This is a genomic window from Phytopseudomonas flavescens, assembly GCF_900100535.1.
Taxonomy (GTDB): Bacteria; Pseudomonadota; Gammaproteobacteria; order Pseudomonadales; family Pseudomonadaceae; genus Aquipseudomonas; species Aquipseudomonas flavescens.
This window is the reverse complement of record NZ_FNDG01000008.1, coordinates 225,272-238,787: the sequence shown is the minus strand read 5'-3', so window position 1 is coordinate 238,787 and position 13,516 is coordinate 225,272. Positions and strand designations below refer to the sequence as shown.

Annotated in this window: 13 protein-coding genes; 3 read left to right on the top strand and 10 right to left on the bottom strand. The window is 63.0% G+C overall.

Annotation, left to right across the window (positions count from 1 at the left end; translation table 11 throughout):
- Window positions 1–2: 2 nt before the first annotated feature.
- Window positions 3–1,985: a DNA primase gene (dnaG, locus tag BLR94_RS13045; protein ID WP_084305326.1), complete on the bottom strand. Its 1,983-nt coding sequence runs from the start codon at window positions 1,983–1,985 to the stop codon at window positions 3–5.
- 142 nt (window positions 1,986–2,127) lie between these two features.
- Window positions 2,128–2,343 carry a 30S ribosomal protein S21 gene (gene rpsU / locus BLR94_RS13040; protein ID WP_003290642.1) on the bottom strand — a complete coding sequence of 72 codons (216 nt, stop codon included), beginning with the start codon at window positions 2,341–2,343 and terminating at the stop codon, window positions 2,128–2,130.
- Window positions 2,344–2,557: 214 nt separating this feature from the next.
- Here rpsU and tsaD point away from each other — a divergent pair, with 214 nt between their 5' ends.
- Window positions 2,558–3,601 (top strand): tRNA (adenosine(37)-N6)-threonylcarbamoyltransferase complex transferase subunit TsaD, encoded by a 1,044-nt coding sequence (gene tsaD, locus BLR94_RS13035; RefSeq protein WP_084305325.1) that lies wholly within the window; start codon window positions 2,558–2,560, stop codon window positions 3,599–3,601.
- 37 nt (window positions 3,602–3,638) lie between these two features.
- Here the strand turns inward: tsaD and plsY are convergent, their stop codons facing one another.
- The gene (gene plsY / locus BLR94_RS13030) at window positions 3,639–4,208 is read right to left on the bottom strand and encodes a glycerol-3-phosphate 1-O-acyltransferase PlsY (RefSeq protein ID WP_084305382.1); all 570 of its coding nucleotides are present in this window, start codon (window positions 4,206–4,208) and stop codon (window positions 3,639–3,641) included.
- 74 nt (window positions 4,209–4,282) lie between these two features.
- Between plsY and folB the strand changes: the two genes are divergently transcribed.
- Both folB and folK read left to right on the top strand, forming a co-directional pair.
- Entirely contained in the window at window positions 4,283–4,639 is a 357-nt protein-coding gene (folB, locus tag BLR94_RS13025; RefSeq protein WP_084305323.1) for a dihydroneopterin aldolase, read from the top strand.
- On the top strand, window positions 4,630–5,157 hold the full coding sequence (gene folK, locus BLR94_RS13020; protein ID WP_084305321.1) for a 2-amino-4-hydroxy-6-hydroxymethyldihydropteridine diphosphokinase: 528 nt from the start codon (window positions 4,630–4,632) through the stop codon (window positions 5,155–5,157). Before folB ends, folK begins: the two co-directional genes overlap by 10 nt.
- A 49-nt stretch (window positions 5,158–5,206) precedes the next feature.
- Here the strand turns inward: folK and BLR94_RS13015 are convergent, their stop codons facing one another.
- From BLR94_RS13015 to apaG, 7 genes are all read right to left on the bottom strand, one after another.
- Complete coding sequence (locus BLR94_RS13015; RefSeq protein WP_084305319.1) at window positions 5,207–6,451, bottom strand: multifunctional CCA addition/repair protein; 1,245 nt, start codon at window positions 6,449–6,451, stop codon at window positions 5,207–5,209.
- Window positions 6,452–6,536: 85 nt separating this feature from the next.
- The gene (locus BLR94_RS13010) at window positions 6,537–8,096 is read right to left on the bottom strand and encodes a SpoVR family protein (RefSeq protein WP_084305317.1); all 1,560 of its coding nucleotides are present in this window, start codon (window positions 8,094–8,096) and stop codon (window positions 6,537–6,539) included.
- Entirely contained in the window at window positions 8,093–9,364 is a 1,272-nt protein-coding gene (locus BLR94_RS13005) for a YeaH/YhbH family protein (RefSeq protein WP_084305315.1), read from the bottom strand. Before BLR94_RS13005 ends, BLR94_RS13010 begins: the two co-directional genes overlap by 4 nt.
- A 71-nt stretch (window positions 9,365–9,435) precedes the next feature.
- Window positions 9,436–11,358, bottom strand: a complete 1,923-nt coding sequence (locus BLR94_RS13000; RefSeq protein WP_084305313.1) for a PrkA family serine protein kinase — start codon at window positions 11,356–11,358, stop codon at window positions 9,436–9,438.
- 613 nt (window positions 11,359–11,971) lie between these two features.
- The gene (glpE, locus tag BLR94_RS12995) at window positions 11,972–12,301 is read right to left on the bottom strand and encodes a thiosulfate sulfurtransferase GlpE (protein ID WP_084305311.1); all 330 of its coding nucleotides are present in this window, start codon (window positions 12,299–12,301) and stop codon (window positions 11,972–11,974) included.
- Complete coding sequence (locus tag BLR94_RS12990) at window positions 12,298–13,122, bottom strand: symmetrical bis(5'-nucleosyl)-tetraphosphatase (RefSeq protein ID WP_084305309.1); 825 nt, start codon at window positions 13,120–13,122, stop codon at window positions 12,298–12,300. The genes glpE and BLR94_RS12990 overlap by 4 nt, the downstream gene beginning before the upstream one ends.
- Window positions 13,122–13,502, bottom strand: a complete 381-nt coding sequence (gene apaG / locus BLR94_RS12985; protein ID WP_084305307.1) for a Co2+/Mg2+ efflux protein ApaG — start codon at window positions 13,500–13,502, stop codon at window positions 13,122–13,124. Before apaG ends, BLR94_RS12990 begins: the two co-directional genes overlap by 1 nt.
- Window positions 13,503–13,516: the final 14 nt, after the last annotated feature.

Genomic DNA, 13,516 nt, shown 5'->3' with positions numbered 1-13,516 from the left:
GCTCAGGCGCCAGTTGGGGTCTTGCTGGGCGAGGCGAGGCTGCTGTAATGCTCACGGAGCAGGGCCTTTTCCTCGTCGGTGAGTTCGCTCGGGCTTTTCTGCATGATGCTGCGCAGAGCGGTTTCGCGCCGTCTTAGCGACTGGCTATGGACAAGTGTAGTTATGGTGTCGAAAAACTGCCGTTCAAGGTTGTCCTGATCGATTAACCATTCTTTTTCTGCCAGTACCTTGAGCAGGCGACCCTGTTCGGTGCCATGCCAGCGCGCGATCAGTTGCAGCGAGCGCAGGGCCGGCTGCTTCTGCAGGGTGCCTACCAAGGCTACCAGCAGTTGTGCATAAGTGTCGCCTTCGGCTGCGAAATTGCTGACATCATCGACCCTTTGCGCCAGTTCGGGGTGATGCAGCAGGCTACGCAGCGCGCTCAGGTGAGGTGACTCGACACTTACCGCGGTGCGCGGCGGGTGGTAATCGTCGCGGCCTCTCTTGTTCCACTTGCCACCGTCTTTTTTCCACTCGCCCTTGCCCTGCTTTCTGGCTGGGCGCTCGAAGGCCTGAGCCGGTTGCTGCTCTTGATGGCTTGGCGCTGCGTCGTAATAGGCGCTATCGGGGATGGCTTCGAGGTGCGGTACGTGGTGCTCGTTGTCCTGCTGTGCGGGTGCGGGTCGTACCTGGCGGGCTGGTGGCGCTGCCATCTGGCTCAGGGCGTCGGTGCTGAGGCCGGTGATCTGGGTCAGGCGCTGGCGCATCAGGGCGCGCAGGGTGGTGCCGGGAATCTTGTCGATCAGGGGGGCGGCCAGAGTGACCAGGTGGGCCTTGCCCTCCAGGGAGCGAGGGTCGGCCTCTTCGCTGAGTTGCTGGAAGAAGTAGTCAGCCAGTGGCTGTGCATGCTGCTGGATGCGTGCGCGAAACGCGTCGGTGCCCTCGCTGCGCACCAGGGTGTCCGGATCCTCGCCGTCGGGCAGAAACAGGAAGCGAGCGCGGCGGCCGTCCTGCAGGTTCGGCAGGGCGGCTTCCAGTGCGCGCCAGGCGGCGTTGCGGCCGGCCTGGTCGCCGTCGAAGCAGAACAGTACGCTTGGCACCAGGCGGAACAGGCGCTTGAGGTGCTCCTCGCTGGTCGCCGTCCCCAGGGTCGCCACGGCATTGCGCAGGCCTTGCTGGGCGAGGGCGATGACGTCCATGTAACCCTCGACCACCATGATCTCGTCGAGGTTGCGGTTGTGCTTGCGTGCCTCGTACAGGCCGTAGAGTTCCTGGCCCTTGTGGAACACCGGGGTTTCCGGCGAGTTCAGGTACTTGGGCTTGTCGTCACCCAGGACTCGGCCGCCAAAGGCGATGACGCGGCCACGGCTGTCGTGGATGGGAAAGATCACCCGGTCGCGGAAGCGGTCGTAGCGTTTGCCGCTGTCCGGGTTTTCCACCAGCAGGCCGGCGTCGATCATCGCCTTGTGTTGCAGGCTGTCGCCGGACAGGTGTTTGAGCAGGTTGTCCCAGCCCGGCGGCGCGAAGCCCAGGCCGAAGTCCCTGGCGATCTCGCCGGACAGCCCACGGCCTTTCAGGTAGTCGACCGCCGCACGGCGCTGTGGGTGACTCTTCAGTGCCTGGCGGTAGAAGTCAGCCGCCGCCTTGAGCAACGCATAGAGTGGCGAATCGCTTGGTTGCCGCGGTTTGACGCCGCGTCCGCCGTCCTCGCGCGGCACGTCCATGCCGGCACGTTTGGCCAGTTCCTCGACCGCCTGGGGGAACTCCATCTGGTCGTGATCCATCACGAAGCCCAGGGCGTTGCCGCCGGCGCCACAGCCGAAACAGTAGTAGAACTGCTTGTCCGGGCTGACGGTGAAGGAGGGGGACTTCTCCTTGTGGAACGGGCAGCAGGCGCTGTAGTTCTTGCCGGTCTTCTTCAGTTGGATGCGCGAACTCACCACATCGACGATATCGGTGCGGTTGAGCAGGTCATCGATGAAGGTTTGCGGGATCAGGCCGGCCATAAGTGCTCAGTGGTGCCGTGATAACACGGCAAGCGATAGCGGCAAGAACGCAAAAACTCCGATCATTCGCCGGGTGGCGATGCGGAGTCTTTGACGATGATGCCCGGGGTAAGCCGGGCATTCGGACGTTGCGTGTACCCTATTAGTACAGGCGAACGCTGCGGCGCTGTTCGCGCTGCACTTTCTTGGCGTGACGCTTGACGGCGGCAGCGGCTTTGCGCTTACGCTCGGCGGTCGGCTTTTCGTAGAATTCGCGGCTACGAACTTCGGCCAGAACACCGGCTTTTTCGCAGGAGCGCTTGAAACGACGCAGAGCTACGTCGAAGGGTTCGTTCTCTTTAACTTTGACGGCTGGCATCCAGAGCTACCTTCTTTATTACCGGAGGTTTGTGTCTTCCGGCAATGGCACGGAAAGATCACAGGTTTTTAAGGGTTGCGGATGTTACCGCCTCGTCGACCGGAATGCAAAGCCTCTGATCGAAAAGCACTGGTCTGCGCCGCTTGGCGACGATTATCATGCCGGCCTTTCACGCCCGGCGGGCTGCCGGACTGCTCAACCTCGAGGCGAAACCATGCTTGTGCTGGGATTGGAAACTTCGTGCGACGAGACCGGCGTCGCGCTCTACGACAGCGAGCGCGGGCTGCTCGCCGATGCGCTGTTCAGCCAGATCGACCTGCACCGCGCCTATGGCGGCGTGGTGCCTGAGCTGGCCTCCCGCGATCATGTCAAACGCATGCTGCCGCTGATCCGCCAGGTGCTGGACGACGCCGGCTGCGTGGCCAGCGATATCGACGCCATCGCCTACACTGCCGGGCCGGGGCTGGTCGGCGCGCTGCTGGTCGGTGCCTCCTGCGCCCAGGCGCTGGCGTTTGCCTGGGATATCCCGGCCATCGGCGTGCACCACATGGAGGGGCATCTGCTGGCACCCATGCTAGAGCCGACTCCACCAGCTTTTCCGTTCGTCGCCTTGCTGGTGTCGGGCGGGCACACTCAACTGGTGCGGGTCGATGGCATCGGCGAGTACCAGTTACTCGGCGAGTCGCTGGACGATGCTGCCGGCGAGGCGTTCGACAAGACCGCCAAGCTGATGGGCCTGCGTTACCCCGGCGGCCCGGAAATCGCCCGGCTCGCCGAGCGTGGCACGCCGGGGCGTTTCGCGTTCCCGCGGCCGATGACCGATCGCCCTGGTCTGGACTTCAGTTTCAGCGGCCTCAAGACCTTTACCCTCAATACCTGGCAGCAGTGCTGCGCCAATGGTGACGACAGCGAGCAGACCCGCTGCGACGTGGCCCAGGCGTTCCAGCAGGCGGTGGTCGAGACGCTGACCATCAAATGCCGCCGTGCGCTCAAGCAGACGGGGCTCGACAGCCTGGTGATCGCCGGCGGTGTCAGCGCCAACCAGGCGCTGCGCCTGTCGCTGGAGGACATGCTGGCAGCGTTGAAGGGCAAGGTCTTCTACGCCCGTCCGGCATTCTGTACCGACAATGGCGCAATGATCGCCTACGCCGGCTGCCAGCGTCTGCTGGCCGGGCAGCATCAGGACCTGGCGATCAGCGTGCAGGCACGCTGGCCGATGGAAGATCTGCCTGGCTGCGGGCCTCGTGTAGAAAGCTGAACGAGAGTGGGATGTTGCTTGTGGCTTGACGCTGCCCTTAGAAATGCCGCTCACGGCCAGCCCACAGATCGCGTAGATTGCCACGGTGGCGCCAGACGATCAGCCCACTCAGCACGCACGTCGGCAGCAATGCTTCCGGTTGTTGCCAGGCGAGCAGCGGCAAGGTCAGCGGCGCTGCGGTCAGTGCGGCGAGGGAGCTGGTACGGGTCAGCGTGAAGGTCAGCAGCCAGGTGCCCAACGCCAGCAGCGCCGCTGGCGGGTACAGGCCCAGCAGCATGCCGGCTGCGGTGGCGACGCCTTTGCCGCCGCGAAAGCGGAAGTAGATCGGATAAAGATGCCCGACCACGGCCGCCAGCCCCAGCCAGGCCTGCTGCTGCAGCCCGAATCCCAGGTGGTCGGCAAGCACAACCGGCAGCAAACCTTTGAACAGATCGCCAATCAGCGTGAGAATGGCCAGTCGCTTGCCCGCGACCCTCAGCATGTTGGTGGCGCCGGGATTACCCGAACCACTGGCGCGGGGATCCGCCAGACCGGTCATGCGGCTGAGCAGGATAGCGAAGGACAGCGAGCCGAGCAGGTAGGCGAGGATCGCCAGCAACCAAAACATGGTATCCATTCCGCGCCGGGGGATGCCCGATTCTAACGAGGTACGACGAGCTTGTCGTGCCGTGGAGAGCATGCTTGGACACAGTGTTTATCGCGGGTCTGGAAGTCGATACCGTCATCGGTGCCTACGACTGGGAACGCACCATCCGCCAATGCCTGCAGCTGGATCTGTGGCTGGGTTGGGACAACCGGCCGGCGGCCGAAGACGATGACCTGAGCAAGGCGCTGGATTACGCCTCGCTGTCCACGCGTATCCAGGCGTTCGCCAGCGAGTCGCAGTTCATCCTCGTGGAAACCTTCGCAGAGCGCCTGGTCGAGGTGCTGATGAGCGAGTTCGGCATCCCCTGGGTGCGTTTGCGCCTGACCAAGCCGGGCGCCGTGCCCGCCGCCCATGGTGGTGTTGGCGTGGAGATCGAGCGCGGATGCCGCTAACCCCGATACTGCTGGGCCTGGGCAGCAACATGGAGCGTGAGGCGCATTTGTGCGCCGGCCTCGACGCCCTGGCCGAGATCGTCACCGACATGCGCTGTTCGCCGGTTTTCGAAAGCCTGGCGGTGGGCATCAAGAGCGGTCCGTTCTTCAATCTGGTGATTGCCGGGCAGACCGCCTTGCCGTTGCTCGAGCTGGACCGCCGGTTGAAGTTCATCGAAGCCGACAACGGCCGCTATGCCCCGGATCGTAAAGGCTTGCCACTGGATATCGACGTGCTGATGTACGACGCCCTGGTGGGCAACTTCGATGGCCTGGTGCTGCCCCGTGCGGAAATCCTCAGCAACGCCTTCGTGCTCAGGCCGCTGGCCCTGCTGGTACCCGACGTCGAGCACCCGGGCGTCGGGCACAGCTTCGCCCAGTTGTGGCGCGAGGCGCGCATCGAGCAGCAGCTGTGGCCGGTGTCGTTTCAGTGGCGCGGTACCGAGCTGACGCCTGCCGAGTTGCTGCCGTCGCCCTAGGGCGCGATTTTGCATGGCAACGCGGCTCGCGCTGAAACGCCAACGGACCCTAGCCCTGATCCTGTTCTTTGCCATTGCCATGCTTGAACGCCTCAAGTGCGGCGAGACGTTCACGACTCAGCGCTTCCCCCAGTTCCGCGCCCTTGTAACCGCGCTCGAGCAGTGGCTGCACGGCCACCTTGCGAACCGCCTGCATGGCGTCCAGCAGATAGCGGGCTTGCGGGTATTCACGCTGTTCCAGGCCATGACGACCCCGGGCATCCATTTCGCTGGCGGCGACGAAGGCCTCGAAGCGCTGCGGGCGGCGGAACACGTCGAAGCGCTGCATCAGCTCCAGCAGCGTCGAGGCCCGTAGTTCCAGGGCGCGATGGGCATGGGTGTGGAACTCCCCGACCAGTTCGGCCAGCTCCTGACATTCCCGGGGAACCCTGCAGCGTTTGTTGATCGCCTGGATCAGCGGGATGCCACGCTGTTCGTGGGCGATATGCCGGGGCCACTCGGCGGGCTCGGTCAGGCCCTTGCCCACGTCGTGCAGCAGGCAGGCCCAGCGAACCGGCAACGGTTGGCCGTGGTCGGCGCACTGGCGCAGCACGGCCAGCACGTGAATGCCGGTATCTATCTCCGGGTGGTGGGCGGGTGGCTGCGGTACCCCGAACAGCGCATCCACTTCAGGCAGCATGGCTGCCAGAGCTGTACAGTCGTGCAGTACCTGGATGAAAACGTCGGGGCGTGGCTCCATCAAGGCTCGGGATATTTCCTTCCAGCTGCGTTCCGGGGTCAGAGCGTCCAGCTCGCCCGATTCGGCCAGTTGGCGCATCAGCGCCAGGGTCTCGGCCGCCACGCTGAAGCCCAGCGGTGCATAGCGGGCGGCGAAGCGTGCCACGCGCAGCACGCGCAGGGGATCCTCGGCGAAAGCCGGCGAGACATGGCGCAGCTGTTTGGCGGCCAGGTCGCGTTGCCCGCCGTAGGGGTCGATGAGCCTGCCATCCCGGTCTTCGGCGATGGCGTTGATGGTCAGGTCGCGGCGGATCAGGTCCTCTTCCAGAGTCACTTCCGGGCTGGCGTGAAAGGTGAAGCCGCCGTAGCCGCGACCACTCTTGCGCTCGGTGCGCGCCAAGGCGTACTCCTCGCCTGTTCGTGGATGCAGGAACACCGGGAAATCCGCGCCGACCGGGCGATAGCCCGCTTCCAGCATGGCCTCGGCGGTGGCGCCAACCACCACCCAGTCGATCTCGGTGACCGGGCGGCCGAGCAGGCGATCGCGGACGGCACCGCCAACTTTGTAGATGAGCATAGGGTTCTCCGTCATCGGCAAAGGATAACCGCTGTGCAGGAGGCTGTCGTCGTGGGCAGAGCACGGGCCCCGGCGGGCCCGCTTTTCAGAGCGGCGGGATGTGCAGATCCAGGCGCGGGAATTCGCCGTTCGCGGCCGCGTCGCCCCTGGGTGGGACATGCTGGGTATTGACGATTTGCTCGCCCTGCAGGGTCTGCAGGTGGATATCGAATCCCCACAGGCGGTGCAGGTGCCTGAGCACTTCCTCGGTGGAACTGCCCAGGGGTTTGCGGTCGTGCTGGAAGTGGCGCAGGGTCAGCGAGCGGTCACCACGGCGGTCGATGCTCCAGATCTGCACGTTGGGCTCGCGATTGCCCAGGTTGTATTGGGCGGCCAGGGTTTCGCGGATAGTCCGGTAACCCGGCTCGTCATGGATGGCCGGAACGGTCAATTCGTCCTTCTGATCATCGTCGAGAATGCTGAACAGCTTCAGGTCGCGGATCACCTTGGGTGACAGGTACTGCAGGATGAAGCTCTCGTCCTTGAAGCTGGTCATGGCGAATTTCAGGGTGCTCAGCCAGTCGCTGCCGGCGATGTCCGGGAACCAGTGGCGATCTTCCTCGGTGGGGGCTTCGCAGATACGGCGGATGTCGCGGTACATGGCGAAGCCCAGTGCATAGGGGTTGATGCCGCTGTAATAGGGGCTGTCGAAGGAGGGCTGGAACACCACGCTGGTGTGCGACTGCAGGAACTCCATCATGAAGCCGTCGGTGACCAGGCCTTCGTCGTACAGGTCGTTCATCAGGGTGTAGTGCCAGAACGTCGCCCAGCCCTCGTTCATGACCTGGGTCTGGCGCTGCGGGTAGAAGTACTGGGCAATCTTGCGCACGATGCGGATCACCTCGCGCTGCCAGGGCTCCAGCAGCGGGGCGTGCTTTTCCAGAAAGTACAGGATGTTCTCCTGAGGCTCCGCCGGAAAGCGCTTGTTGTCGCCGTCACCGGACTTGCTGGCACTCTTGGGAATGGTGCGCCACAGGTCGTTGATCTGCCGCTGCAGGTGCTCTTCGCGGTCCTTCTGGCGACGGCGCTCCTCCTCCGCGGATATCGGGTACGGACGTTTGTAGCGGTCCACGCCGTAGTTCATCAGGGCGTGGCAGGAGTCGATCAGGTCCTCGACCGCATCGATGCCATGGCGCTCTTCGCACTGGGTGATGTACTGCTTGGCGAACACCAGGTAATCGATGATCGAGCTGGCGTCCGTCCAGGTGCGGAACAGGTAATTGCCCTTGAAAAAGCTGTTGTGGCCATAGCAGGCATGGGCGATCACCAGCGCCTGCATGGTGATGGTGTTCTCTTCCATCAGGTAGGCGATACAGGGGTCGGAATTGATCACGATTTCGTACGCCAGGCCCATCTGGCCGCGGCTGTAGGATTTCTCTGTGCTGAGGAATTGCTTGCCGTACGACCAGTGGTGATAGCCCAGCGGCATGCCCACGGAGGCGTAGGCATCCATCATCTGCTCGGCGGTGATCACCTCGATCTGGTTCGGGTAGGTATCCAGTGCATAGCGTTCGGCGAGCCGGCTGATTTCCCGGTCGTAGTCGCGGATCAGCTCGAAGGTCCATTCCGAGCCGGTGGATAGCGGCTGGCGTTTCTTGCTGCTCATGTCGAAAGCCTCCGCTGGAACAATTCGCGGAATACCGGGTAGATGTCGCCTGCCGATACCAGTTGCTGCTGGGCGAAGGTCTCGTCGAAGGCCTCGGCGACCCGCTGATATTCGAACCACAGGGCCTGGTGCTCGCGCGGGGTGATTTCCACGTAGGTGAAGTACTGCACGAAGGGCATGATCTGCTTGATCAGGATATCGCGGCACACCGGCGAGTCGTCGTTCCAGTTATCGCCGTCCGAAGCCTGGGCGCCATAGATGTTCCACTCGTTGACCGGGTAACGCTCGGCCATGATCTCCTGCATCATTTTCAGGGCGCTGGATACGATGGTGCCGCCGGTCTCCCGCGAGTAGAAGAATTCTTCTTCATCCACTTCCTTGGCACTGGTGTGGTGGCGGATGAAGACCACGTCGATCTTGTCGTAATTGCGCTTGAGAAACAGGTACAGCAGGATGAAGAAGCGCTTGGCGACATCCTTGGTGGCCTGGGTCATGGAGCCGGAAACGTCCATCAGGCAGAACATCACGGCCTTGGAGCTGGGGGTAGGGTGCTTGACCAGCAGGTTGTACTTGAGGTCGAAGGTGTCGAGAAACGGAACACGGTGAATACGCGCACTGAGCCGCTCGATGTCGGCTTCGAGAAGCTGGATGTCGCCGAAGTTGTCCGGCTCTTCACGGCGCAGACGTTCCAGTTCCGCCTTGGCTTCACGCAGCTTCGCCCGGCTGCTGCCGGACAGCGCGATGCGTCGGGCATGGGCCGAGCGCAAGGTGCGGATGATGTTGATCCGTGATGGATTGCCCTCGCTGCTGATACCCGCGCGGACGGTCTTGAAGGTCTCGGCGCCGGTCAGGTGGCGCTTGACCAGGTTGGGCAGCTCGAGGTCCTCGAACATGAAGTCGAGGAATTCTTCCTGGGTGATCTGGAAGACGAACTCGTCCATGCCCTCGCCGGAGTTGCTGGCCTTGCCAGCCCCCTGGCCGCCCCCGCCGCCCTGGGGGCGTGCGATGCGCTCGCCGGCGATGAACTCCTTGTTGCCGGGATGCACCACGGTCTGCTTGCCGCCCCGGCCGTGGTGCAGCACCGGTTCGTCGATGTCCCTGCCTGGAATACTGATCTGCTCGCCGTGTTCCATGTCGGTGATGGAGCGGCGGCCGACCGCCTCCTCCACGGCCTTCTTGATGTGATCACGGTAACGACGGATGAACCGTTGGCGGTTCACCGTACTCTTGTTCTTGCCATTCAGGCGACGGTCGATCACGTAGCTCATACAAGCCCTCCGGGCACTGCAGGCTCCAGGCCACGGCTTGCTCGGTGCCGGGACCTGAATCCTGAGGCCGCTTACTGCGATTTACGTACGCGCAAATACCACTCGGACAGCAGGCGCACCTGCTTCTCTGTGTAGCCGCGCTCGACCATGCGTTTGACGAAGTCGTTGTGCTTCTGCTGATCCTCCTTGCTGGCCTTGGCGTTGAAGCTGATGACGGGCAGCAGATCCTCGGTGTTGGAGAACATTTTCTTCTCGATCACCACGCGCAGCTTCTCGTAGCTCAGCCAGGTCGGGTTCTTGCCGTTATTGTTGGCGCGAGCGCGCAGCACGAAGTTGACGATTTCGTTGCGGAAGTCTTTCGGGTTGCTGATGCCAGCCGGCTTCTCGATTTTCTCCAGTTCCTCGTTGAGGGCCACGCGATTGAGAATTTCGCCGGTCTCCGGGTCGCGGTACTCTTGATCCTGAATCCAGAAATCGGCGTACAGCACGTAACGGTCGAAGATGTTCTGGCCGTACTCGCTGTAGGATTCCAGGTAGGCGGTCTGGATCTCCTTGCCGATGAATTCGATGTAGCGCGGCGCCAGGTATTCCTTGATGAAGCGCAGATAGCGCTCGCGCACTTCGCCGGGAAACTGTTCCTGTTCGATCTGCTGTTCCAGCACGTACAGCAGATGCACCGGGTTGGCGGCGATTTCATGGGGGTCGAAGTTGAACACCTTGGAGAGAATCTTGAAGGCGAATCGGGTGGACAGACCGTTCATGCCTTCGTCGACGCCGGCGGCATCACGGTATTCCTGAATCGACTTGGCCTTGGGATCGGTGTCCTTGAGGTTCTCGCCGTCGTAGACGCGCATCTTCGAGTAGATGTTGGAGTTGTCCGGCTCCTTGAGCCGCGACAGGGTGGAGAACTGGGCCAGCATCTTCAGGGTGTCCGGCGCGCAGTGGGCGTTGGCCAGTGAGCTACTGATCAACAGCTTGTCGTAGATCTTGATCTCGTCGTTGACGCGCAGGCAGTAGGGCACCTTGACGATGTAGATGCGGTCGATGAACGCCTCGTTGTTCTTGTTGTTGCGGAAAGTGTGCCATTCCGATTCGTTGGAGTGGGCCAGCAGGATGCCGTTGTAGGGAATCGCGCCCAGGCCCTCGGTGCTGTTGTAGTTGCCCTCCTGGGTCGCAGTGAGCAGCGGGTGCAGCACCTTGATCGGCGCCTTGAACATCTCGACGAATTCCATCAGGCCCTGGTTGGCCCGGCACAACGCGCCCGAGTAGCTGTAGGCGTCGGCATCGTTCTGGGGGTATTCCTCGAGCTTGCGAATGTCCACCTTGCCGACCAGCGCCGAGATGTCCTGGTTGTTCTCGTCACCGGGCTCGGTCTTGGCGATGGCGATCTGGTTGAGGATCGAGGGGTAGAGCTTGACCACCCGGAACTGGCTGATGTCACCGCCGAACTCGGCCAGGCGCTTGCTGGCCCAGGGCGACATGATGCTGCCCAGGTAGCGCCGCTGGATCCCGTAATCCTCTTCGAGGATCGCCGCATCCTCGGCCGCATTGAACAGGCCCAGCGGCGACTCGAAGACCGGCGAGCCCTTGATGGCGTAGAAGGGTACCTTCTCCATCAGTTGCTTGAGCTTTTCGGCCAGGGACGATTTGCCGCCACCGACCGGCCCCAGCAGGTAGAGGATCTGTTTCTTCTCCTCCAGGCCCTGTGCCGCATGACGGAAGTAGGACACGATCTGCTCGATGCATTCTTCCATGCCATGGAAGTCGGCAAAGGCGGGATAGCGGCGAATCACCTTGTTGGAGAAAATCCGCGACAAGCGCGGGGTGTGCGAGGTATCGATCAGCTCCGGTTCACCGATCGCCATCAGTAGCCGCTCCGAGGCACTGGCATAGGCGCTGCGGTCCTGTTTGCACAGTTCGAGGTATTCCTGCAGCGAGTACTCCTCCTGGCGAGTCGCCTCGAATCGTTGCTGGAAGTGACTGAAAATGCTCATGACTTCACCTCGCTCGATGCTTGGAAGCGGCCGGGATCGGTCGAGCGGGTGTACTGCCCGGGCGCTTGTGCGACCGGAATGAATTCCCCGAGCACCCCCTGCATCCGTCAGAACCCCGTGGTCGGCCCGTCCGTGGCGTGGCAGGTTCGAGGACAGCCACCGCCGGGTGCGTGACCCGCGCGGCGTATCGGCTGCCTTCTCCCGCCATGACCAGTGGTTGCATGGCCTGACTGTCTGCTGAAGGTGGTTACCGATGGCCCGTTCGGCCGATTGGCCGGCTACCTGAATTGGGATGGCCTGGGGTAAGGATAGTTCGGAATCGCCAAGATCAAGGCGCGATCGCCGACAGCCGCGCTCCTGCGTCGCTACGGAGGGAGCCGAGCCCAGTGCTGGCGCGGGCCTGGCGGCAAAAAAAAATTATGCGCCTTGCTCCCGGTCTACCCCCATGGGCCACCGCGAGCGACGCCGACAAGGACTCGCGGCTTGTTGCCGGTCAGATAAACCTTTTGTCGGAATGGGGGGGCTTTGCACGGGCGGTACGCCGCGATCCATACAGGAACGCCATGTTGCGGGCCTGCCGGTCAACCGACGGATATCAGGTTCCCGGCCATGTCTATTCAGGTTGGCTGGAAGCGGTTTCCTCGGGGTAGGTGGTCCGCCAGAGCTCGAAGCCGCCGTCGAGGCTGTAGACATCGGAGAAGCCCTGCCCCGCGAGATAGGCTGCTGCGCTCTGGCTGGAGTTGCCGTGATAGCAGGCGACGATCACCGGGCCATCCAGATCGGCCTTGGCGATGAAGTCCGCCAGGGAGTGGTTATCCAGGTGCTGCGAGCCGCGGATGTGCCCGGCAGCGAAGCTCTGTGGATCGCGGATATCGACAACCACCGCGCCACTCTCGCGCAAGGTTCGGGCCTGCTCCGGGGCAATGCGTTTGAACTCGCTCATGCTGTTTCCTCACTACAGTCGCAGCGATGGTATTCGCCGCTGTCGATGTTCATCAGGGTCATGCTGCCACCCCACACACAGCCCGAGTCCAGGGCGAACACGCCGGGCTCATCGCAACGCCCCTCCAAAGAGGCCCAGTGACCGAAGACGATCTTCTGTGCGCGGGTCTTGCGCTGTTTGTGGCTGAACCAGGGTTGATAGCCGGCCGGTGCCGTGGCGATGCCCTCCTTGCTCTTCAGATCCAGGGTGCCATCGGCCTTGCAGAAACGCATGCGGGTGAAGTAGTTGGTGATCACCCGCAGCCGCGTCACGCCATGCAGTTGCTTGTCCCAGCGGGCTGGCTCGTTGCCATACATGCCGTCGAGAAACATCGGGTAAAGCGCGTCATCGGCCAGTGCATTCTCGACTTCGGCCGCGCGCCGGAGCGCCTTGGCCATGTTCCATTGCGGGGGGATACCCGCGTGTACCAGGGCCATGTCGCGCTGCTCGTCGTAATGCAGCAGCTTCTGCCTGCGCAGCCAGTCGAGCAAGTCGTCGCGGTCCTCTGCGTCGAGGATTTCGCGCAGGGTGTCGCCGCGCTTGAGGCGCTCGATGTTGCGCGAGGCGGCCAGCAGGTGCAGGTCGTGGTTGCCCAGTACGCAGACCAGCGCATGACGCATGCGGTACAGGAAACGCAGGGTTTCCAGTGAATCAGGGCCACGGTTGACCAGATCGCCGACCAGCCACAGGTGGTCGCGCCCGGGGTCGAAGGCAACGCGCTGCAGCAGGCACTGCAGCGGTTTCAGGCACCCCTGCAGATCACCGACGGCGTAGGTCGCCATCAGTGCAGGGCGCCGGGGACGGCGAGGCGGAAGGGTGCGATGGGCGCTTCGAAACGCCGGCCGTCGTCGGCGATCATCTGGTAGCTGCCCTGCATGGTGCCGACCTGGGTCGCCATCAGCGTACCGCTGCTGTAGCGGTGGCTGGTGCCGGGCTGGATCAGCGGTTGCTCGCCAATCACACCTGCCCCCCGCACCTCCTGAACCTGGCCGTTGCCATCGGTGATCAGCCAGTGGCGCGACATCAATTGCGCTGCCAGGCTGCCGGTGTTGGCGATGGTCACGTCGTAGGCGAACGCGAAGCGGTTCTGCTGCGGTTGCGATTGTTCCGGCAGGTAGCGGGTGATGATGCTGACGTCTATCTGGTAGCGAGGGTCGGACATGGGCACTCGGCAAG

Bases quoted from the DNA above. Each gene is read 5' to 3' on its own strand.
- tsaD (WP_084305325.1), top strand. From the start codon at position 2,558: ATGCTTGTGCTGGGATTGGAAACTTCGTGCGACGAGACCGGCGTCGCG.
- BLR94_RS13000 (WP_084305313.1), bottom strand. From the start codon at position 11,358: ATGAGCATTTTCAGTCACTTCCAGCAACGATTCGAGGCGACTCGCCAG.
- glpE (WP_084305311.1), bottom strand. From the start codon at position 12,301: ATGAGCGAGTTCAAACGCATTGCCCCGGAGCAGGCCCGAACCTTGCGC.
- BLR94_RS13015 (WP_084305319.1), bottom strand. From the start codon at position 6,451: ATGCTCATCTACAAAGTTGGCGGTGCCGTCCGCGATCGCCTGCTCGGC.
- folK (WP_084305321.1), top strand. From the start codon at position 4,630: ATGCCGCTAACCCCGATACTGCTGGGCCTGGGCAGCAACATGGAGCGT.
- BLR94_RS13005 (WP_084305315.1), bottom strand. From the start codon at position 9,364: ATGAGCTACGTGATCGACCGTCGCCTGAATGGCAAGAACAAGAGTACG.
- BLR94_RS13010 (WP_084305317.1), bottom strand. From the start codon at position 8,096: ATGAGCAGCAAGAAACGCCAGCCGCTATCCACCGGCTCGGAATGGACC.
- rpsU (WP_003290642.1), bottom strand. From the start codon at position 2,343: ATGCCAGCCGTCAAAGTTAAAGAGAACGAACCCTTCGACGTAGCTCTG.
- apaG (WP_084305307.1), bottom strand. From the start codon at position 13,502: ATGTCCGACCCTCGCTACCAGATAGACGTCAGCATCATCACCCGCTAC.
- BLR94_RS12990 (WP_084305309.1), bottom strand. From the start codon at position 13,122: ATGGCGACCTACGCCGTCGGTGATCTGCAGGGGTGCCTGAAACCGCTG.
- dnaG (WP_084305326.1), bottom strand. From the start codon at position 1,985: ATGGCCGGCCTGATCCCGCAAACCTTCATCGATGACCTGCTCAACCGC.
- plsY (WP_084305382.1), bottom strand. From the start codon at position 4,208: ATGTTTTGGTTGCTGGCGATCCTCGCCTACCTGCTCGGCTCGCTGTCC.